This window comes from Agromyces chromiiresistens (assembly GCF_029167465.1).
GTDB lineage: Bacteria > Actinomycetota > Actinomycetes > Actinomycetales > Microbacteriaceae > Agromyces > Agromyces chromiiresistens.
Genome location: NZ_JARFNL010000004.1, coordinates 1,191,146 through 1,210,381 on the forward strand (window position 1 = coordinate 1,191,146; position 19,236 = coordinate 1,210,381).

Consider the following 19,236-nt stretch of genomic DNA (forward strand, 5'->3'; position numbering starts at 1 on the left):
CCGATCTCGGAGGGGGTTCTGCGTGTGGTCGGGGTGACAGGATTTGAACCTGCGACCTCTTCGTCCCGAACGAAGCGCGCTACCAAGCTGCGCCACACCCCGGTGGCCCCGCAGGGCCTCAACAAGGATAGCCGATATTTCCGGCGCCGCTGACCAGTCCGCCTCATGCCTCGTGCCGACGCGCGGCACGAGGCATCCGGTTCGTCACCGATCGGCCGGAACGAGCGTGATCAGCGTCGCCTCGGGTGGGCAGGCGAAGCGCACGGGGGCGAAGATCGAGGTGCCGAGCCCGGCCGAGACGTTGAGGAATGCCGAGCGCAGCCCGTGCCGCCAGACGCTCAGCCCCTTGACCTGCTTGCGCGGGATGTCGCAGTTCGTGACGAGGGCTCCGAAGCCGGGCACGCAGACCTGGCCACCGTGGGTGTGACCCGCGAAGATGAGCTGGGCGCCGTGGTTCACGAAGGAATTGAGCACCCGCTGGTACGGGGCGTGCGCCACCCCGATGGTCACGGTGGGGCGAGGCGTCGATCTCCGAGCGCGACGAAGCGGACCGGGATCGGGCCAGGTCTCGTCGCCGAGCGGGTCGTCGGCGCGCAACTCGTCGATCGCGCCCGCGATGAGGTCGAGACGGTCGTAGCCCTTGTGCGGGTCGTCGACGCCGAAGAACTCGAAGTGCGTGCCGCGCAGGTCGAGGCTCGTCGCCGTGTTGTCGAGGTCCTGCCAGCCGAGCTCGGCGAAGCACGCGTGCAGCGCGTCGATGTCGAGCCGCTTCGAGGTCACGCGGTGCCGCGACGGGCCCATGAAGTAGCCGAACGGGTTCTTGGGCACAGGGCCGAAGTAGTCGTTCGACCCGTTGACGAACACGCCGGGGATGCCTCGGAAGGGCTCGAAGGCCCGGCGGATGCCCTCGAGGCCCTGCTCGTGCCCGAGGTTGTCACCGGTGTCGACGATGAGGTCGGGCTCGAGGTCGGCGAGCGAGCGCACCCAGTCCTGCTTGTCGCGCTGCCACGGCGCCATGTGCAGGTCGGAGAGGTGGAGCACCCGGATCGGTTCGGCCCCCGCGGGCAGCACCGGCACCTCGGCGCGCCGGAGCGTCCACCGGGTGCGCTCGACGAGCGAACCCCACGCGAATGCGGCGACGCCCGCCGCGCCGATCGCCAGGGCGATCCGCGCGGCGGGCGTCAGTCGACCGTTCAACCGGCTTCCGGAGCTGTGCCGCCGTCGGTGCCGCCGCCCGGGTTTTCGCCGCCGTCACCGCCGCCGGTGAAGCGGCCGATCACGATCTTGACCTTGTCGCCCGGCTTGGCGTTCTCGCCCGCGCCCGGCGACTGGGAGATGACGATGCCGTCCTTGCTCTGGTCGTCGGTGTCCTCGCGGTCGCGATCGACGCGGTAGCCGGCCGCGGCGAGCGTGGCCTCGGCCTGGTCGGCTTGCATCCCGGTCACGTCGGGCAGCGCGCTCAGGTTGCCGCGGCTGACCTTCAGCGAGATCGACGAGCCCTTCGGCGCCTGGCCCGAGGCCGACTGGCTGCCGATCGTGCCCTTCGGCTGGGCCGAGTCGACCTCGCCGTCCATGGTCCAGCCGAAGCCGGCGTCCTGGAGGGCCTTCTGGGCGGCCTCGGGAGCGAGGCCGAGCACGCTCGGCACGTTCGCCATCGGCGTCGTGAGGTACTTCTGGTCGGGCTCGGGGAAGGCGTCGCCACCGTACTTGTTGTTGGCGACGTCCATGATGCGCGGCCAGATGTTGTGTCGGAGGACCGCGGCCTCGGTGCCGTTGATGTACGTGTCGCGCAGGTTCACGAAGCCGGTCGCGTTGTACACGCCGACCACGGTCGCGACCTTCGACGACGCGCCGCTCATCCAGGTGGCGACCGCGTCGTCGGTCGTGCCGGTCTTGCCAATCATCGGGGTGCCCGCGGTGTCCATCTTGTAGCGCGACGAGCGGCCAGTGCCGTCGGTCATGACGCGCTGCAGCGCGTAGGTCATGCCGGCCGCGACGTCGGGAGTGACGGCCTGCGTGCACGTCGACTTCGGCACCTCCACCGGCTCGCCGTTCGCGTCGGTGATCTTGTCGATCGCGATCGGCGTGCACGACTTGCCGCCGCCGGCGACCGCGGCGAAGGCGGTCGCCATCGAGACCGGCGCGATCTCTTCAGTGCCGAGCACGGCCGAGGGGCCGAATGCGATGCGGTCGCCCTCGCTGTTGATGCCCTCGCCGAGCGGCTTGCCGTCGGCGCGGCCAGAGCTCATGAGCGCTGTCGCGGTGTTCTTGATGCCGCAGAGGTCGAGCTGCTTCGCCATCGCGACGAAACCGGTGTTCTCGGAGTTGACGGTGTTGTAGAGCGCCGACCAGTAGCCGCCGTTGCCGCCCTCGTCGTTGCGCGGGTCCCAGTCGCCGGCGTAGACGTTGTCGGCGGGGCAGCTGCTCTTGAACGTACCCCAGTTATTGCGCTTGCGTGCGTCCATGCTCTCGTTGACCGAGTGCCCCTCCTTCAGCCACTCGCCGAGGGTGAAGATCTTGAAGGTCGACCCGGGCTGGAAGCCGCTCGAACCGCCGTAGTCGATCGTCGAGTTGTAGTTCACGGCGTCGTAGCCGTCGCCCGTTACCTCGGGGTCGACGTTGTAGACGGTGTTCTGCGCCATCGCGAGGATGCGGCCGGTGCCCACCTGCACCGAGACGGCGGAGGCGCCGATGTCGGCCTCGGCGATCGACGGCGGCACGTTGTCGTGCACGGCCGAGTAGGCCGCGGCCTGCAGGTCCATGTCGATCGTCGTGTAGATGTCGAGGCCGCCGCGCTCGAGCATCGCCGCGCCCTCGTTCTCTTCGGTGTCGGGCTTGTCGAGCTTGTTCTTGATCTCCCACGTCACGTAGTCGCAGAAGTACGCGTAGACGGGCGACGCCTGGCAGCCGCTCGACGGCGGCACGATCTTCGGCGCAACCGGCTCGGCGATCGCCGCGTCGTGCTCCTCCTTCGTGATCTTCTTCTGCTCGAGCATCTTGTCGAGGATGTAGTCGCGACGCTCCTTGTTGCGCGCGTACGGCACGGTCTCGCCGTCGACGACGGTCTTCGCGCCATTGAGCTCGTCGTCGGGGTAGTCGAGGCGGAACTCCTCGGGGCTGTTCACGATCGCGATGAGGCTCGCGGCCTGCGCGAGCGAGAGATCGTGGGCGTTCGTACCGAAGTAGTACTGCGCGGCGGTCTGCACGCCGTAGATCTGCCCGCCGAAGCCCGCGATGTTGAGGTAGCCGCGGAGGATGTCGTCCTTGGAGTACTGCTTCTCGACGGTGATCGCGTAGCGCATCTCCTTGAGCTTGCGGTCGATCGACGTCTTGGTGTGCTTCTCCCAGGCCTCGAGGCGTTCTTCTTGGTTCTTCGCCTTCGCCATGTCGTTCGAGACGAGCACGTTCTTCACGTACTGCTGCGTGATCGACGATCCGCCCTGGGTGCCGCCGCCGCTCACCGTCGAGAGGGCACCGCGGATCGTGCCCGCGATGTCGATGCCGCCGTGGTCGTAGAACCGCGGGTCCTCACCGGCGACCGCCGCGTCCTTGAGGTACGGCGAGATGTACTCGAACGCGACCTCTTCGCGGTTGTCGTCGTAGAACCACGCCATCGGCGACGGCGTTCCGTCGGGCTTCACCGCGTAGATGGTCGACTTCTGCGCCAGCTCGCCGATCTCGAGCGAACTCGGAAGGTTCTCGAACATCGTGATGCTGTTGTTGGCAGCCATACCGGTGACGGCGAGTGCCGGGGTCACCGCGGCGGTCACGAGGACGCCGGCGACGACGCTCATGCCGACGAATCCGAGAATGCCGGTACCGACGTCGCTCATCGTGCGTTTTTGGGCAGACATATAGTGGAGCTTAACGGAGAAGGCTGGCAAATCCCGCTACGCGCGCTGGGCGTCGCATCCGGGCACGACACGCCGAGACCCGTCATTCCGCACGCATCGTGCACGAGACATCCAACGAGGGAGCCCATATGCCGGCCTGGGAGTACATCACCACTCCGCTGCTCATCCACAACACCGCCGCGATCCTCAACAACTGGGGCTCGGAGGGGTGGGAGCTCGTGCAGGTCGTCCAGGGGCCCGAAGGCGGGCTCGTGGCGTACCTGAAGCGCCCCAAGGGTGGCGAGTCGTCGCACGCTGCCCAGGCGGGTGCCGCGGCGGCCGCGCAGGCCGCGAAGCAGTTCGAGGGCGAGGGGCACGCCTGATGGCCGGATTCGAGGCCCGTCTCGCCGAGCTCGGCATCGAGCTCCCCGAGGTCGCAGCACCCGTCGCCGCCTACGTACCGGCCGTCGTCACCGGCTCCCACGTCTACACGTCGGGCCAGTTGCCGTTCACGGCGGGCGCGCTCCCAGCGACCGGCAAGGTCGGCGACGGCCACGGGCTCGTGCCCGCCGACGACGCCAAGGCGTACGCGCGCACGTGCGTGCTCAACGCGCTCGCCGCGGTGCGCGCCGAGATCGGCTCGCTCGACCGCGTGACCCGCATCGTGAAGCTCGTCGGCTTCGTCGCGAGCGACCCGGGCTTCACCGGTCAGCCCGGCGTCATCAACGGCGCCTCCGAGGCGCTCGGCGAGATCTTCGGCGACGCCGGCCGGCACGCTCGCTCCGCGGTCGGCGTCGCGGTGCTGCCGCTCGACTCGCCGGTCGAGCTCGAACTCGTCGTCGAGTTCGCCTGACGCACTGACCGAAGGCGGATGCCTCGGCGGGAAGCTTCCCGCCGAGGCATCCGTCGTCTGCGCGAGGCGCCTACTTCACCTGCTCGCTGATGATCTGCATGATCGACGTGTCGGCGAGCGTCGTCGTGTCGCCGATCTGGCGGCCCTCGGCGAGGTCGCGCAGCAGGCGCCGCATGATCTTGCCCGAGCGCGTCTTCGGCAGCTCGTTCACGATGAACACCTGACGCGGGCGCGCGATGGCGCCGATCTGCGTGGCGACGTGCTTGCGAAGCTCCTCCGAGGCGGCGGCCGTGTCGGCCTGGGCGGCCTCGGCCTGGCTCTGCTTGAGGATGACGAACGCCACGACCGCCTGGCCCGTCGTCTCGTCGGTCGCGCCGACGACGGCCGCCTCGGCCGTCCACGGGTGGGCGACGAGCGACGACTCGATCTCGGCCGTCGAGAGTCGGTGCCCAGAGACGTTCATGACGTCGTCGACGCGGCCGAGCAGCCAGATGTCGCCGTCCTCATCGCGACGGGCGCCGTCGCCGGCGAAGTACTTGTCGCCGAACTTCTCCCAGTAGGTCTCCTTGAAGCGCTCGGGGTCGCCCCAGATGCCGCGCAGCATCGACGGCCACGGCTCGGTGATGACGAGGAGCCCGCCGTCCTCGCCCTCGACGGGGGTGCCGTCGTCGCTCAGGATGTCGATCGAGATGCCGGGAATGGGCACCTGCGCGGAGCCGGGCTTCAGGTCGGTGATGCCGGGCAGTGCCGAGATCATGATCGCGCCGGTCTCGGTCTGCCACCACGTGTCGACCACGGGGATCGAGCCGCCGCCGATGACGTGGCGGTACCAGATCCAGGCCTCGGGGTTGATCGGCTCGCCCACCGAGCCGAGCAGGCGGAGCGACCGCAGGTTGAACTGGTGCGGGATCTGCCGGCCGAGCTTCATGAAGGAGCGGATCGCGGTCGGCGCCGTGTACAGGATCGAGACCTTGTACTTCTCGACGATCTCCCACCAGCGGCCGGGGTGCGGCGTGTCGGGGGTGCCCTCGTAGAGCACCTGCGTCGCCGCATTGGCGAGCGGGCCGTACACGACGTACGAGTGGCCGGTGATCCAGCCCACGTCGGCGGTGCACCAGTAGACGTCGGTCTCGGGGTGGAGGTCGAAGACGTTCTTGTGCGTGAACGCCGCCTGGGTCAGGTAACCGCCGCTCGAGTGCACGACGCCCTTCGGCTTTCCGGTGGTGCCCGAGGTGTAGAGGATGAAGAGCGGGTGCTCGGCGCCGAACGCCTTCGGAGCGTGCTCGCCTGAGGCTCCGGCGACCGTGTCGTGCCACCACACGTCGCGGCCGGCCTCGACGCCGACCTCGTTGCCCGTGCGCTTCACGACGAGCACCTTCTCGACCGAGCCGGCGGACTTCGAGATCGCCTCGTCGACCGTGGGCTTCAGCGGGAAGACCCGGCCCTTGCGGTACCCGCCGTCGGCGGTGATGACGAGCTTGGCCTCGGCGTCGTCGATGCGGGAGGCGAGGCTGTCGGAGCTGAAGCCGCCGAACACGACCGAGTGGATCGCGCCGATGCGCGCGACCGCGAGCATCGAGACGACCGCCTCGGGGATCATCGGCAGGTAGATGGCGACCCGATCGCCCTCGCCGACGCCGAGCCCCTCGAGCACGTTCGCCGCACGCTTGACCTCGTCGGTCAGCTCGGCGTAGGTGATGTCGCGGCTGTCACCGGGCTCGCCCTCGAAGTGGATGGCGACGCGGTCGCCGAGGCCGGCCTCGACATGCCGGTCGAGGCAGTTGACGGCGACGTTGAGCTCACCGTCGTCGAACCACTTCGCGAACGGCGGGTTCGACCAGTCGAGGGTGCGGGTGAACGGCTTCTCCCAGGTGAGCAGCTCACGGGCCTGGTCGGCCCAGAAGCCGACGCGGTCGGCCTTCGCTGCTTCGTAGAGTCCGTCGTCGGCGACGGCTTGGGCGGCGAACTCGGGGCTCGGACGGAAGCGCCTGATCTCCTCGAGTGCGTGATCGATCTGAACGGTCATGGTTCTCCGGTCGCTCCTTCGCGATCTGTTTCATCGGTTGGGTCGCCTGCCCCACCCAGCACACTACCCCGCGCCCGAGACCGTGTTGCGCGCGTGCAGAAACACATCGTGCGATTGCTCTTCCGCGCGGCTTTCGGAGGCGCTACTGTGCCTTTGCGCAGAGATTTCTGAGTGTCCGCACAAATGAGGACAAAAAATGCTTGCGCATTGTTTCTGAGGCCGTACACTGAGTACCGCCCGAACACTCGTTTCGAGGCCTGCAGCACCTGCGATTCCCCCCAATCCTTGTGCTGCCGAGGCGGCACCTGTTCCCCCCAATGGGTGCCGCCCCCTTCTTTTAAGGCACCGCCCCTGCTGAGCCAGCGTTCGGCGGAGCCCGGCGAGTCCTCCTCCACAGCGTCGTGGGGGAGGACTCTCTCCACATCCGGCCGACGGGATGCCTCGCGGTCGGCCCGGCTTCGTACGCTCGCCGCATGAGCCTCCCATTCGTCGCGACGCCGTCGTGGCGTGCGCATGCCCCGACGGCAGGGGCCGTTCGCGTCGACGGCGGAGCGCGCCGACATGCGCGCGGGTCGAGCGGCACGTACGAGGGCGCCGGCGGGTTCGGTGCGGCCGTCGTCGGCGAGGCCTCCGGCGACCACCCGTCGCCCCGAACCCTGCTCGGCGGGTCGATCGCCACGCCGGCCGAGCACCGGCCGTTCGTGCCGACACCGCCCGACGGTCCGCCGGGCGGGTCGACGGACGCCGATCCGATCGACCTGTCCGAGCTCGGCCCGCTCGAACCGTTCGCGGCCGACGGCCCCGTCACCGATCTGTTCCTCAACGGCGCCGCAGGCCTGTGGGTCGACCGCGGCGGGGGCGCCGATCGTGAACCCGCCTGGGCCGCCGACGAAGCGGAGGTGCGGGCGCTCGCCGTGCGCCTGATCGCGCGCGGCGGCCGGCACGTCGACGAGGCGACGCCGGCGGTCGACGTCCGGCTCGGCCGCGGCATCCGCGTGCACGTCGTGCTGCCCCCGGTCTCGACCGCGGGCACCCTCGTCTCGGTGCGCATCCCGCGGGCTGCCGGGCGGTCGCTCGACGACCTCGCGGCGGGCGGAATGCTCGACGAGGCGCAGCGCGCACGGCTCGCGACCGCGGTGGCCCGCCGAGAGAACCTGCTGATCACGGGGGCCGGCGGCACCGGCAAGACCACGTTGCTCGCGGCACTGCTGAGCGAGGCGCCCGAGCGCGAGCGCATCGTCGTCATCGAGGACGTCGCCGAACTGCAGCTCGCCCACCCGCATGCGGTCGCACTGGAGGCCCGCCAGCCGAACCTCGAGGGGACGGGACGCATCGGGCTCGACTCGCTGCTTCGCGAAGCGCTGCGGATGCGGCCCGACCGGCTCGTGGTCGGCGAGTGCCGGGGCGCCGAGCTGCGGGAGCTGCTCGCCGCGCTGAACACCGGCCACGACGGCGGCGCGGGCACGCTGCACGCCAACTCGCTCGTCGACGTGCCCGCCCGGCTCGAGGCGCTGGGGGCGACCGCGGGGCTCACGGCCGAGGCCGTCGCGCGCCAGACCGCGAGCGCCTTCGACCTCGTGCTACACCTCGAGCGCATCGACGGCCGGCGCCGTCTCGCGCAAGTGGGGCGGTTCGTGATCGACGGCGACCGGCTCGGAATCGAGGCGCAATGAGCGCCCGGCTGCGACGTCGGCGACGTGCCGACCCGGGTGCGGAGGTCGATGCGATCGCCGGCGTCACCGAACGCCTCGCCGTGCTGCTCGCGGCCGGCGTTCCCGCCGCCAACGCCTGGCGCTACGTGTCGATCGGTCCACGGGCGGAGCCCGCCCCGGGTCGCGCCGGCCGAGAACGGCACGCTCACGTCGACGAGCCGGTCGAGCCGTCGCCCGATGAGTGCATTCTCGCGGCCGCCGAGGCGGCGGCTGCTGCGGGCGACGACGTCGTCGAGGCGATCGAGCGGGCACGAGCGGAGCAGCCGGGCGCCGCACCGACCTGGGCGGTGCTGGCGGCCGCATGGTCGGTGGCCGCCGAGGCGGGTGCCCCGCTCGCCGCGAGCCTCAGGTCGCTCGCCCTCGTGCTCCGCGACGAGGCGCAGTTGCGACGCGACGTCGGCACCGCCCTCGCCGGACCGGCGGCCAGTGCCCGGCTCGTCTCGGCGCTGCCGGTGGTCGCGCTCGGCTTCGGCTCATTGCTCGGGTTCGACACCGTGGGCGTGCTGGTCGGCAACCCGCTCGGCCTCGCGTGCCTCGCACTCGGCGTCCTCTTCCTCTGGGCGGGGGCGCGGTGGAACCGCCGCCTCGCGCGATCGGCCTCGGTCTCGCGCGCCGATGCCGGTCTCGAGCTCGAACTGCTGGCGATCGCGATGTCGAGCGGTGCCTCGGTCGACCGATCGCGCGACCTCGCACGTCGCGCGATGCGACGTCACCTGTCGCTCGGTGGCGGCGACAACGCGGTCGATGGGGTCGTCGAGCTCGCGGCACGGGCCGGAGCGCCCGTCGCCGAACTGCTGCGTGCCGAGGCGTTCCGGGTGCGCCGCGCGGCCCGCACCGAGGGCGAGTCGAGAGCGGCGGCACTCGGGGTGCGCCTCATGCTGCCGCTCGGGCTCTGCGTGCTGCCCGCGTTCGTCCTGCTCGGGGTCGCGCCGCTCATGATCTCCGTCGTCACCGGCACCCTCGGCGGTGCGATGTGACGGCCCCTGCCTCGTGCCGCTCATCCGCCGGGCAACCGGCGCAATCGAAGGGAACATCGACATGCAGAACCGATCCACCGAGGCGATCGACGTCGTCGACGCGAGCGCCGACGGTTCGACGACCGCCGGATCCGACGCCCGGCACCGGGCGTCGGTCCGGCGATTCGTCCGCCGTATCGCGGGCGAGCGCGGTGCGGCGACCGCCGAGTACGCCGTCGCCACGATGGCCGCCGTCGGCTTCGCCGGGCTCCTCGTCGTCATCCTGCGCGGTGACGAGGTGCGCGGCATCCTCACCGATCTCGTGCGGAATGCGCTCACGGTCGGCTGATCGCGAGCGCGGCAGCGTGACGGCGGAATTCGCCGTCGCGCTGCCGGCGATCGCGCTGGTGCTCGCGGCATGCCTCGGAGCGGTGCAGCTCGCGGCGCAGCAGGTGCGGCTCACCGACGCGGCGGCCGACGCGGCCCGCGCGCTCGGTCGCGGCGAAGACGCAGGGCGGGCGCGCACGATCGCCTCGCATGTCGCGGGCGACGTGGCGATCGAGGTGTCGCACGACGGCGACATCGTCTGCGCCCTGCTCAGCAGCTCGGGCGCGGGACTGCTCGCCGCCGTGCGGCTCGAAGCCCGCTCGTGCGCGCTGGGCGGTGGACTGTGAGGTGCGATGGAGATCGCGTCCGCGAAACCGACACCGGCACCGACACCGGCGACGACGTCGCCGACCGCTCACGCGATGACCGGGGTGCGGCGACGGTCGTCGCGGTCGGTCTCGTCGGCGCGATCGTGCTCGTGGCGTCGCTCGTCGTGCCCCTCCTCGGTGCGTTCATCACATCGCAGCGCGCAGCGAACGCCGCAGACGCCGCGGCGCTGGCCGCAGCCGACGCATCGGCCGGGATCGTCGCAGGCGTGCCCTGCGAACTCGCGGCCGAACTCGCCGCCCGCAACGGTGCGAGCCTCACCGCCTGCGCACTCGACGGGCCGGTGGCGGAGGTCTCGGTGAACGCGAGCGTCCTCGGCCTCGTCATCTCGGCGAGGGCGCGGGCCGGCCCGCCGGGGTGGGTGGGCTGACTCCGGGGCTCAGTCGAAGACGGTCTCGATGAACCGGTAGTCGACCGCCGAGGGGCGATCGTCGCCCGGGGTCTCGAACTCGAGCCCGGCCGCGCGCGAGTAGATGTAGCGCTTGCCGGCGTCGGCGTTGAGCTCGAGCCGCGGCTTGGGGTCGCCCGTGTCGAGGAAGCCCGTCGCGACGGTCTTGCCCTCGAGCGGTCCGTCGATCAGCTTGGCCGTGTACGAGCCGTGAGATGACGTGTCCATGCGGCCATTCTCCTCCGCCGGGTGCGAACCGCAAGAGGGCGCGGCGAGTGGGCGCGAGAGGTTTCGACGCGGTGGAGTGGGCGTACTCCCGGTGGGAATGTGTATCGTGTGGCTGTCGGCGGAGCGTACCGCCGATCACGGCACACCGCTCGGGGGCGCGGCATTCGAAGTGCGTTCTCGTCTCAAGTGGAACAAAGAGGAGTCTGGTGTCAGGCGCGAAGAAACTGGTCATCGTTGAGTCGCCGACCAAGATGAAGTCCATCGCCCAATACCTGGGCGAGGGATACGAGGTGCTGTCGTCGGTCGGCCACATCCGTGACCTGATCGAGCCGAAGAACCTGCCCGCCGAGCTCAAGAAGGGCCCGCTCGGCAAGTTCTCGGTCGACGTCGACAACGGCTTCGAGCCGTACTACGTCGTCTCCGACTCCAAGAAGAAGACGGTCGCCGAACTCAAGCGCGCGCTCAAGGGCGCCGACGAACTCCTGCTCGCCACCGATGAGGACCGCGAGGGCGAGGCCATCGCGTGGCACCTGCTGCAGGAGCTCAAGCCCAAGGTGCCGGTGCGCCGAATGGTCTTCCACGAGATCACGAAGGACGCGATCCAGAAGGCGAAGGACAACACCCGAGAGCTCGACACCGCGCTCGTCGATGCGCAGGAGACCCGGCGCATCCTCGACCGCCTGTACGGCTACGAGGTGTCGCCCGTGCTCTGGCGCAAGGTCGGTCCCGGCCTCTCGGCCGGCCGCGTGCAGTCGGCCGCGACCCGCCTCGTCGTCGACCGCGAGCGCGAACGGCTCGCCTTCGTCGCCGCGGGCTACTGGGACCTCGTCGGCACGTTCGCCACGGATGCCCCCGGCAGCGCGTTCGAGGCGAAGCTCGTCCGTGTCGGCGGCGAGCGCATCGCCACCGGTCGCGACTTCGACGACGCCGGAAGGCTCACGTCCAAGGCCGTCGTCATCGACGAGCCGACCGCTCAGGCGCTCGCCTCCGCCCTTCGCGACGACGCCGTCGCCCGTCGCGTCTCGAAGCTCGAGACGAAGCCGTACTCGCGCCGGCCCGCCGCTCCCTTCACGACCTCGACCCTCCAGCAGGAGGCCGCGCGAAAGCTCCGGCTCTCGGCGAAGGACACGATGCGGGTGGCGCAGTCGCTGTACGAGAACGGCTACATCACCTATATGCGCACCGACTCGAACTCGCTCTCGCAGCAGGCGATCTCGGCCGCGCGGACGCAGGCGACCGCGCTCTACGGCGCCGACTCGGTGCCCGACAAGCCGCGTGTCTACGCCGGCAAGTCGAAGAACGCGCAGGAGGCCCACGAGGCGATCCGCCCCTCGGGCGAGGTGTTCCGCACGCCGGCGTCGCTCCAGGGCGCGCTGCGCGGGCGGGAGTTCGACCTCTACGACCTCATCTGGAAGCGCACGGTCGCCTCCCAGATGGCCGACGCCAAGGGACAGACGGCGACCGTCACGATCGAGGTCGGGCCGACGGCCGCCTCGGCGACGTCGCCTGCAGCGACCACGACGAAGATCGGCGGCACCATCGCCGAGTTCACCGCGAGCGGCACCGTCATCACCTTCCGCGGCTTCCTCGCCGCCTACGAAGAGGGTCGCGACGAAGAGCGCAATCGCGACGACGCCTCAGGCGATGCCAAGCTGCCGCAGCTCGCCGAGGGCCAGGAACTGTCGCTCGACGAGCTCGAGGCCAAGGGGCACGAGACGAGCCCGCCGCCGCGCTACACCGAGGCGAGCCTCGTCAAGCGCCTCGAGGAGCTCGGCATCGGCCGCCCCTCGACGTTCGCCTCGATCATCTCGACCATCCTCGATCGCGGGTACGTCACGCAGCGCGGTCAGGCGCTGGTGCCGAGCTGGATCGCGTTCTCGGTCGTGCGACTGCTCGAGGAACACTTCGGCGACCTGGTCGAGTACGACTTCACCGCCGAGATGGAGGACGACCTCGACCACATCGCCGCGGGCGAAGCCGATCGCGTCGACTGGCTGTCGAGCTTCTACTTCGGATCCGACAAGCACCGCGGACTGCGACAGGTCGTCGACAACCTCGGCGACATCGACGCCCGCGAGATCAACTCCGTCGTGATCGCGCCCGACATCACGCTGCGCATCGGCAAGTACGGCCCGTACCTCGAGGCGGTCGACGCCGATGGGGCCGCCGACGCCACGCCCCGCCGTGTGAACCTGCCCGAGGGGCTCGCCCCCGACGAACTGACCGAGGCGAAGGCGCGCGAACTCATCGAGGCGCCCGTGCAGAGCGACCGCGTGCTCGGTGCGAACCCAGACAACGGCAAGCAGGTCGTCGTGAAGGACGGCCGCTTCGGGCCGTACGTCACCGAGCTCGAGCCCGAGCCGGTCGCCGAGGCGGCCGAGGCGACCGTCGATCCCGCGACGGGCGAGGTCGTCGAAGCGCCGAAGGCCAAGCGCGCCCCGAAGAAGGCGGCGGCTCCCAAGCCGCGGACGGCGTCACTGTTCAAGAGCATGCACATCGAGGAGATCGACCTCGAGACCGCGTTGAAGCTGCTCGACCTGCCCCGCGTGGTCGGCCTCGATCCCGAGTCGGGCGTCGAGATCACCGCGCAGAACGGCCGGTACGGCCCTTACCTCAAGAAGGACGCCGACACCCGCACGCTGCCGAGCGAGGACGCGATCTTCGACATCGACCTCGCCGGTGCGCTCGAACTCTTCGCACAGCCGAAGTACGGCGCCCGACGCGCCTCCAGCGCCCTCAAGGAGTTCGACAACGACCCCGTGAGCGGGAAGCCGATCAAGGTGAAGGACGGTCGGTTCGGCCCGTACGTGACCGACGGCACGACGAACGCGACGATCCCGCGCGCCGAGTCGGTCGAGGACATCACCTTCGAACGTGCGGTCGAGCTGCTGCAGATCAAGCGCGACAAGGGCCCGGCGGCACCGCGCAAGAAGGCACCCGCGAAGAAGCCCGCGGCGAAGAAGACGGCGTCCAAGAAGTGAGCGCGCCCGGCCTGTTCATCACCCTCGAGGGGGGCGACGGCTCGGGCAAGACGACGCAGGCCGAGCTGCTGCGCGAGTGGCTCGCGCACGACGGGCGCACCGTCGTGCGCACGCGAGAGCCCGGTGGCACCGCGGTCGGCGTCGAGGTCCGCGAGATCGTGCTGCACCACCGCGGCGACATCGCGCCTCGGGCCGAGGCGCTGCTCTACGCCGCCGACCGCGCCCATCACATCGCCACCGTCGTGCGGCCCGCGCTCGAGCGCGGCGAGGTCGTCATCCAGGATCGGTACATCGACTCGTCCGTCGCCTACCAGGGCGCGGGCCGGGTGCTCGACCCCGAAGCCGTTCGGGGCATCTCGGAGTGGGCGACCGAGGGGCTCATGCCCGACCTCACGATCCTGCTCGACCTCGACGCGACGGCCGCGCGCGGTCGCCTCGACGAGGCGCGCACGCGGTACGACCGGCTCGAAGCCGAGGCATCCGAGTTCCACGATCGGGTGCGCGCCGCCTACCTCGCGCTCGCCGAGGCCGACCCCGCGCGCTTCCTCGTCGTCGACGCGTCGAAGCCGGTCGACGTGATCGCGGAGGCCGTCCGCGAACGGGTCGCCGCGCTGCTGAGTGCCCGCTGAGTCCGCCGTCGGCGGCGGAAGGTAGCGTGGATCCCGTGAGCGTGTGGAGCGAGCTGACCGGCCAGGACGCGGCGATCGCCGTGTTCCGAGCGGCCGCGGAGGCCGCCGGCGCCCGACCCGAGGCATCCGCCCCGACGCGCGGCGTCGACGACGATGCGGCGACGGCCCCGACGGCAGGCCCGTCGCAGCAGATGACCCACTCGTGGCTCATCACAGGCCCCCCGGGCTCCGGCCGGTCGAACCTCGCCTACGCCTTCGCGACGGCGCTCATCTCGGGTGCGCCCGACGGCGACGAGGCGACGCGGATCCAGGTCGACGCGCGAAGCCATCCCGACCTGCACGTGCTCGCGACCGAGGGCGTCATCATCAAGCGCGACGACGTGCGCGACATCGTCAAGCGTTCGCACTACGCGCCGTCGATCGGGCGGCACCGCGTCATCATCGTCGAAGACGCCGACCGCATGACCGAGCACACGTCGAACTTCCTGCTGAAAGAGCTCGAGGAGCCGCCGGAGCGCACGGTATGGATCCTGTGCGCGCCGAGCGAGGCCGACCTCATCCCGACGATCCGGTCGCGCGTGCGCTCCGTGCGGCTGCAGGTGCCCAGCGTCACCGACGTCGCGGCCCTGCTCGTGCGTCGCGACGGCGTCGACGCCGGGCTCGCCGAGCGCGCTGCTCGCGAGGCGCAGAGCCACATCGGCATGGCGCACCGCCTCGCGACCGACCACGATGCGCGCGCCCGGCGCTCCGAGACCCTCGAGCTCGCGCTCGACGTGAAGTCGACGGCCGGCGCGGTGATGACTGCCGCGCGGTTCCTCGAGATCGCCGGCGACGACGCGAAGGCGATCACCGAGCTGCGCGACGCCGAAGAGCGCGAGCACGCGCTGCACTCGCTCGGCATCGCGCCGGGGCAGGCCGTGCCGCCCGCGCTCCGTCCGCAGTTGAAGGCCCTCGAAGACGATCAGAAGCGTCGGGCGACCCGCAGCCTGCGCGACGGCATCGACCGCATCCTCGTCGATCTCTCCTCGCTCTACCGCGACATCCTGCTGATCCAGCTCGGCGCCGACGTCGAGCTCGTCAACCGCGAACTCCTGCCGAGGCTCGAGCACGCCGCCGAACAGGCGTCGCCAGCGGGCACGCTCGCCACGCTCGACGCGATCCAGACCGCGCGTACCCGCATCGAGGGCAACGTCCAGCCCGCGCTCGCGCTCGAGGCCATGCTGGTCTCGGCCGTGCGCACCCCAGAGACCCGAAGGGCCGCATGACCGACACGACCATCAGCACGTCGGGCCGCGGCGCCCGGTTCCCGAACATGCGGATGCCTCGTGGCCGGCGTGGCGCGGCCATCGCCGCCGCCCTCGTCGCGGTGCTGGCGCTGACGGGGTGCATGCCCTCGCTCCTCGAGCGGCCGCAGCCCGTCTCGACGCCGACCGGAGAGCACGTCCCGGCCGAGCTCGAGCCGTTCTACACGCAGGTGCTCGAGTGGGAGCGCTGCGGCGACGGGCTCGGCTGCGCGACCGCGAAGGCGCCGCTCGACTGGAGCGACCCGTCGGCGGGCGAGATCGACCTCGCCCTCGTGCGGCGGGTCGCGAGCGGCGACCGGCTGGGCTCGTTGCTCGTGAACCCCGGCGGGCCGGGCGGCTCCGGTTACGACTTCGTGCACGACTCGCTCGACTACGCCGTCGGGCAGCCGCTCCAGGAGCGCTTCGACGTCGTCGGGTTCGACCCGCGCGGAGTCGGGCGGTCGACCCCGGTGACGTGCTACGAGCCCGCCCAGATGGACGAGTACCTCTACGGCGTGCAGCCGGCCGAGCGGGGCAGCGACGAGTGGATCGCCGCGGTGGGCGACGCGAACGCCGACTTCGGCGAAGCCTGCGCCGAGAACACCGGCGACCTGCTCGCGAACGTCGACACGGTGAGCGCGGCGCGCGACCTCGACCTGCTGCGGGCGGTGCTCGGCGACGAGAAGCTCAACTACCTCGGGTACTCGTACGGCACGTTCCTCGGGGCGACCTATGCCGACCTGTACCCCGAGAAGGTCGGCCGGCTCGTGCTCGACGGGGCACTCGACCCGTCGTCGAGCGACTACGAGGTGTCGAAGGCGCAGGCGGTCGGGTTCGAGGGCGCGTTCGACGCCTACCTCGAGGACTGCCTCGTACGCGACGGCTGCCCGTTCGACGGCACCCTCGACGAGGCCCGCGATCAGGTCGGGCGCCTCGTCGCCTCGGTCGACGCCAGTCCGCTGCGGGGCAGCGACGGTCGCATGGTGGGCGCCGACACGCTCGTCACCGCGATCATCTACCCGCTCTACAGCCCCGACATGTGGGGGTACCTCGACGACCTGTTCGACGCGACGATGTTCGGCGACGGCGACCCTGCGCTCGCCTATGCCGATGCGTACAACGGGCGCAACCCCGACGGCACCTACCTCGACAACTCGACCGAGGCGTTCCGTTCGATCAACTGCCTCGACTACCCGTCGCAGTCCGATGTCGCGGTGATGCGCGAGCGGGCGGCCGAGATCGCCGACGCGGCGCCGACCTTCGGACCGTACATGGGCTTCGGCGACCTGTCCTGCGGAAACTGGCCGCACGAGGCGAAGCGAGAACCCGCCGAACTGCACGCCGAGGGCGCCGATCCCATCTTGGTCGTCGGCACGACCGGCGACCCGGCGACGCCGTACGAGTGGGCCGTGTCGCTCGCCGACCAGCTCGACTCCGGCGTGCTCGTCAGTTACGACGGCGAAGGGCACACGGCCTACAACAAGTCGAACGCCTGCGTCGACGACGCGGTCGAGTCGTACTTCATCGACGGCACCGTGCCCTCGAGCGATCCGAAGTGCTGAGCGGTTCGACGCGTCGGCGAACGCGCCGTCGCCCGGCCCGAGGCATACGCGTCGCCGAACGCCGAGCGTGGTCATTCGCACCCCGGAGCATCCGCTAGTATTGTCTCTCGTGCCACGCGGTGCGCTTCGCGCGACGCGGGTCACGCCGCCTTAGCTCAGTCGGCAGAGCGTCTCACTCGTAATGAGAAGGTCGTGGGTTCGATTCCCACAGGCGGCTCCATTCGAAGGCCCCGGTTCGCCGGGGCCTTCGGCGTTTCGCGGGGTGTGCGCGAGCGCGGACGCCGAGGTCGGCGCGCACGCCTCGCAGACGTCGGCGCCCACGTCGGGGATGGGGCGTCGCGCACGATGGGCCCGGTTTCACCGGGCCCATCGCGCTCTCCCGCGGGAGGCAGCGGGAGTGTCGTCAGCCGAGCGCCGGCTTCACGAGCGTCGCGTAGTTCGCGTACCCGGTCGAGTTCGGGTGGAACGCCGCTGTCGTGTTGAACCAGCTGAAGCTGTTGATCCATGGTGAGGAGCTGCCGATGCCGTGCCCCGCGAAGGCGGCCTCGACGTCGACGAAGCCCGCGCCGTTGGCGACCGCGGTCGCCTCCAGCACGTCGTTCAGCAAGACGGTGTCGGCGTTGACGCGGGCGGCGTACGCGTAGCTCGACGGCTCGTTGAAGAGCTTCGGGTACCCGGCGAGCACGATCTTGCCGTCGGCGGCGAGCCGCGGCTTGATCTGGGCGATGACGCTCGCGACCCGGGCGGCGATGGTGCCGTCGGCGACCTTGCCCTCCGCCGCGGTGAGCTGCGACTGGCAGGTGCTGTTCGAGATGAGCACGAAGCAGTTCTGCATGATGCTCGAGAACCCGAGGTCGTTTCCGCCGACGGTCAGCGTCACGCGCTTCGTGCCGGCCGGGATCGCGGCGATCTGCCCGGCGGCCACCTCGATCGTCGAGGCGCCCGAGCACGCGGGGAACGCGGTGAGCTTGAGGTTGCGCTCCGCATCGAGGCGCCTCGGGTAGCTGTTGCTGCTGCGATAGCAGGTCGTGTCGAGGTAGCTGCCGCCGCCCTGGCCCGCGGCGAACGAGTCCCCGAGCGCCGCATACGTGAGCTCGGCCGTCGTGCCGCCGCCCCCGGGCTTGCCGCCGCCCTTCGCCGCGAACGCGGGCGACGCGCCCGCCAGCGCGAGCGCGGCGACGACGATCGCAGCTGCTGCGGCGGCGAAGTTCCGGCGGGCGTTCATGATGCCGCCTCCAGGTACGCGCTGTGCAGGAGTTCCGCGTAGGCGTCGTAGCCCGCCGCGTTCGGATGGAGGAACGTGACCGGGTCGGCCGGGTCTGCACCGATCCAGGCCGCTGGGCCCGAAGCGGCCCCGTGCCCGGCGAACGCCTCGGCGACCGGCACGAACGAGACGGGCGCACCGCTCGCGGCGGCACCGGTCGCCGCTCCGCCGACGAATCCGTTGAGTGCGATCACGGCCTGGTCGATGGCGGTCGGGAAGCCCGGGACCGCGAGGTCGAAGGGGACCGGATAGCCGGTGACGAGGATCTGCGCACGTGGCGCGCGTTCGTGCGCCGCGGCGATGAGCGCCGCCATCCGGGGGCCGATGACGCCCGAGGCGAGCACCTGCTGCGCCGCGCCGTAGGCGGCCGCGCACGCGGGCGTCTGCGGGTCCGGCACGCACGCGGCGTAGACGGCTCCGATCTCGAGGTCGCCGGCTCCGGCGGTGATGGTGACGAGCGTCGTGCCCTGGTTGAGCTGGCCGAGCTGTTGCTCGACGACATCGGTGATCGAGGCGCCGCTGCAGCCGGCGTTGCGCAACAGGTTGATCCGGGGCTGGTCGTCGAGCAGGTTCGCGTAGCCCGCGCCGGTGCGCAGGCACGAATCGAGTGGGACGCCCGCGCCCTGCCCTGCGGCGATGGAATCGCCGAGGGCGACGTACTTCGCGATCGGGAGCGCCGGGGGTGCCGCCTGCGAGGGCGACGCGAATCCCATCGGGATCGCGAGGAGGGCGGAGGCGATCAGGGCGGCGAGGATGCCGCGTCGATTCGGCCGGGGGGAAGGCGCGTTCATGGACCAACGCTAGGCG

Annotated in this window: 17 protein-coding genes and 2 tRNA genes; 12 read left to right on the plus strand and 7 right to left on the minus strand. The window is 70.8% G+C overall.

Features of this window, described 5'->3' with window-relative positions; all coding sequences use genetic code 11:
* Positions 1–25 precede the first annotated feature (25 nt).
* From PX701_RS12835 to PX701_RS12845, 3 genes are all read right to left on the minus strand, one after another.
* Positions 26–102, minus strand: a tRNA-Pro gene (locus PX701_RS12835).
* A 102-nt stretch (positions 103–204) separates the two neighbouring features.
* A complete protein-coding gene (locus tag PX701_RS12840; protein WP_275506513.1) occupies positions 205–1,197 on the minus strand; it encodes a metallophosphoesterase in 993 nt (330 codons plus the stop codon).
* Positions 1,194–3,833, minus strand: a complete 2,640-nt coding sequence (locus tag PX701_RS12845) for a transglycosylase domain-containing protein (RefSeq protein WP_275506514.1) — start codon at positions 3,831–3,833, stop codon at positions 1,194–1,196. Before PX701_RS12845 ends, PX701_RS12840 begins: the two co-directional genes overlap by 4 nt.
* A 149-nt stretch (positions 3,834–3,982) precedes the next feature.
* Between PX701_RS12845 and PX701_RS12850 the strand changes: the two genes are divergently transcribed.
* Both PX701_RS12850 and PX701_RS12855 read left to right on the plus strand, forming a co-directional pair.
* On the plus strand, positions 3,983–4,216 hold the full coding sequence (locus tag PX701_RS12850; protein WP_231431709.1) for a Sp36 family protein: 234 nt from the start codon (positions 3,983–3,985) through the stop codon (positions 4,214–4,216).
* Entirely contained in the window at positions 4,216–4,686 is a 471-nt protein-coding gene (locus tag PX701_RS12855) for a RidA family protein (protein WP_275506515.1), read from the plus strand. Before PX701_RS12850 ends, PX701_RS12855 begins: the two co-directional genes overlap by 1 nt.
* A gap of 70 nt (positions 4,687–4,756) precedes the next feature.
* Here the strand turns inward: PX701_RS12855 and acs are convergent, their stop codons facing one another.
* Entirely contained in the window at positions 4,757–6,712 is a 1,956-nt protein-coding gene (gene acs / locus PX701_RS12860) for an acetate--CoA ligase (protein ID WP_275506516.1), read from the minus strand.
* Positions 6,713–7,185: 473 nt separating this feature from the next.
* Between acs and PX701_RS12865 the strand changes: the two genes are divergently transcribed.
* From PX701_RS12865 to PX701_RS12885, 5 genes are all read left to right on the plus strand, one after another.
* Entirely contained in the window at positions 7,186–8,385 is a 1,200-nt protein-coding gene (locus PX701_RS12865; protein WP_338029119.1) for a TadA family conjugal transfer-associated ATPase, read from the plus strand.
* Positions 8,382–9,401 carry a type II secretion system F family protein gene (locus tag PX701_RS12870; RefSeq protein ID WP_275506517.1) on the plus strand — a complete coding sequence of 340 codons (1,020 nt, stop codon included), beginning with the start codon at positions 8,382–8,384 and terminating at the stop codon, positions 9,399–9,401. The genes PX701_RS12865 and PX701_RS12870 overlap by 4 nt, the downstream gene beginning before the upstream one ends.
* Positions 9,402–9,576: 175 nt before the next feature.
* Positions 9,577–9,729, plus strand: coding sequence for a DUF4244 domain-containing protein (locus PX701_RS18570; protein ID WP_231432374.1), 153 nt, complete (start codon positions 9,577–9,579; stop codon positions 9,727–9,729).
* 16 nt (positions 9,730–9,745) lie between these two features.
* Positions 9,746–10,054, plus strand: a complete 309-nt coding sequence (locus tag PX701_RS12880; protein ID WP_231431704.1) for a TadE family type IV pilus minor pilin — start codon at positions 9,746–9,748, stop codon at positions 10,052–10,054.
* A complete protein-coding gene (locus tag PX701_RS12885; RefSeq protein ID WP_275506518.1) occupies positions 10,051–10,464 on the plus strand; it encodes an Rv3654c family TadE-like protein in 414 nt (137 codons plus the stop codon). Before PX701_RS12880 ends, PX701_RS12885 begins: the two co-directional genes overlap by 4 nt.
* Positions 10,465–10,473: 9 nt before the next feature.
* On the opposite strand, the gene PX701_RS12890 is transcribed toward PX701_RS12885, so the two are convergent.
* Positions 10,474–10,710, minus strand: a complete 237-nt coding sequence (locus PX701_RS12890; protein ID WP_231431702.1) for a hypothetical protein — start codon at positions 10,708–10,710, stop codon at positions 10,474–10,476.
* Between the two features lie 206 nt (positions 10,711–10,916).
* On the opposite strand from PX701_RS12890, the gene topA reads away from it, so the two are divergent.
* The 5 genes from topA to PX701_RS12915 all read left to right on the plus strand — a co-directional run bounded on the left by topA (position 10,917) and on the right by PX701_RS12915 (position 17,385).
* Positions 10,917–13,691, plus strand: a complete 2,775-nt coding sequence (gene topA / locus PX701_RS12895; protein WP_275506519.1) for a type I DNA topoisomerase — start codon at positions 10,917–10,919, stop codon at positions 13,689–13,691.
* Positions 13,688–14,320, plus strand: coding sequence for a dTMP kinase (gene tmk, locus PX701_RS12900; RefSeq protein ID WP_231431700.1), 633 nt, complete (start codon positions 13,688–13,690; stop codon positions 14,318–14,320). The genes topA and tmk overlap by 4 nt, the downstream gene beginning before the upstream one ends.
* A 35-nt stretch (positions 14,321–14,355) precedes the next feature.
* A complete protein-coding gene (locus PX701_RS12905) occupies positions 14,356–15,585 on the plus strand; it encodes a DNA polymerase III subunit delta' (protein ID WP_275506520.1) in 1,230 nt (409 codons plus the stop codon).
* Positions 15,582–17,165 (plus strand): alpha/beta hydrolase, encoded by a 1,584-nt coding sequence (locus tag PX701_RS12910; protein WP_338029120.1) that lies wholly within the window; start codon positions 15,582–15,584, stop codon positions 17,163–17,165. Before PX701_RS12905 ends, PX701_RS12910 begins: the two co-directional genes overlap by 4 nt.
* A gap of 144 nt (positions 17,166–17,309) precedes the next feature.
* Positions 17,310–17,385 (plus strand) — tRNA-Thr (locus tag PX701_RS12915).
* Between the two features lie 183 nt (positions 17,386–17,568).
* On the opposite strand, the gene PX701_RS12920 is transcribed toward PX701_RS12915, so the two are convergent.
* A complete protein-coding gene (locus tag PX701_RS12920; RefSeq protein WP_275506521.1) occupies positions 17,569–18,390 on the minus strand; it encodes an SGNH/GDSL hydrolase family protein in 822 nt (273 codons plus the stop codon).
* On the minus strand, positions 18,387–19,220 hold the full coding sequence (locus tag PX701_RS12925; protein WP_275506522.1) for an SGNH/GDSL hydrolase family protein: 834 nt from the start codon (positions 19,218–19,220) through the stop codon (positions 18,387–18,389). Before PX701_RS12925 ends, PX701_RS12920 begins: the two co-directional genes overlap by 4 nt.
* Positions 19,221–19,236 lie beyond the last annotated feature (16 nt).

What these genes read in the sequence shown, in the direction of transcription:
- PX701_RS12890 (WP_231431702.1), bottom strand. Translation starts at nt 10,710, where the DNA reads ATGGACACGTCATCTCACGGCTCGTACACGGCCAAGCTGATCGACGGA.
- PX701_RS12850 (WP_231431709.1), top strand. Translation starts at nt 3,983, where the DNA reads ATGCCGGCCTGGGAGTACATCACCACTCCGCTGCTCATCCACAACACC.
- PX701_RS12910 (WP_338029120.1), top strand. Translation starts at nt 15,582, where the DNA reads ATGACCGACACGACCATCAGCACGTCGGGCCGCGGCGCCCGGTTCCCG.
- PX701_RS12925 (WP_275506522.1), bottom strand. Translation starts at nt 19,220, where the DNA reads ATGAACGCGCCTTCCCCCCGGCCGAATCGACGCGGCATCCTCGCCGCC.
- PX701_RS12920 (WP_275506521.1), bottom strand. Translation starts at nt 18,390, where the DNA reads ATGAACGCCCGCCGGAACTTCGCCGCCGCAGCAGCTGCGATCGTCGTC.
- PX701_RS12870 (WP_275506517.1), top strand. Translation starts at nt 8,382, where the DNA reads ATGAGCGCCCGGCTGCGACGTCGGCGACGTGCCGACCCGGGTGCGGAG.
- PX701_RS12855 (WP_275506515.1), top strand. Translation starts at nt 4,216, where the DNA reads ATGGCCGGATTCGAGGCCCGTCTCGCCGAGCTCGGCATCGAGCTCCCC.
- PX701_RS12845 (WP_275506514.1), bottom strand. Translation starts at nt 3,833, where the DNA reads ATGAGCGACGTCGGTACCGGCATTCTCGGATTCGTCGGCATGAGCGTC.
- PX701_RS12865 (WP_338029119.1), top strand. Translation starts at nt 7,186, where the DNA reads ATGAGCCTCCCATTCGTCGCGACGCCGTCGTGGCGTGCGCATGCCCCG.
- acs (WP_275506516.1), bottom strand. Translation starts at nt 6,712, where the DNA reads ATGACCGTTCAGATCGATCACGCACTCGAGGAGATCAGGCGCTTCCGT.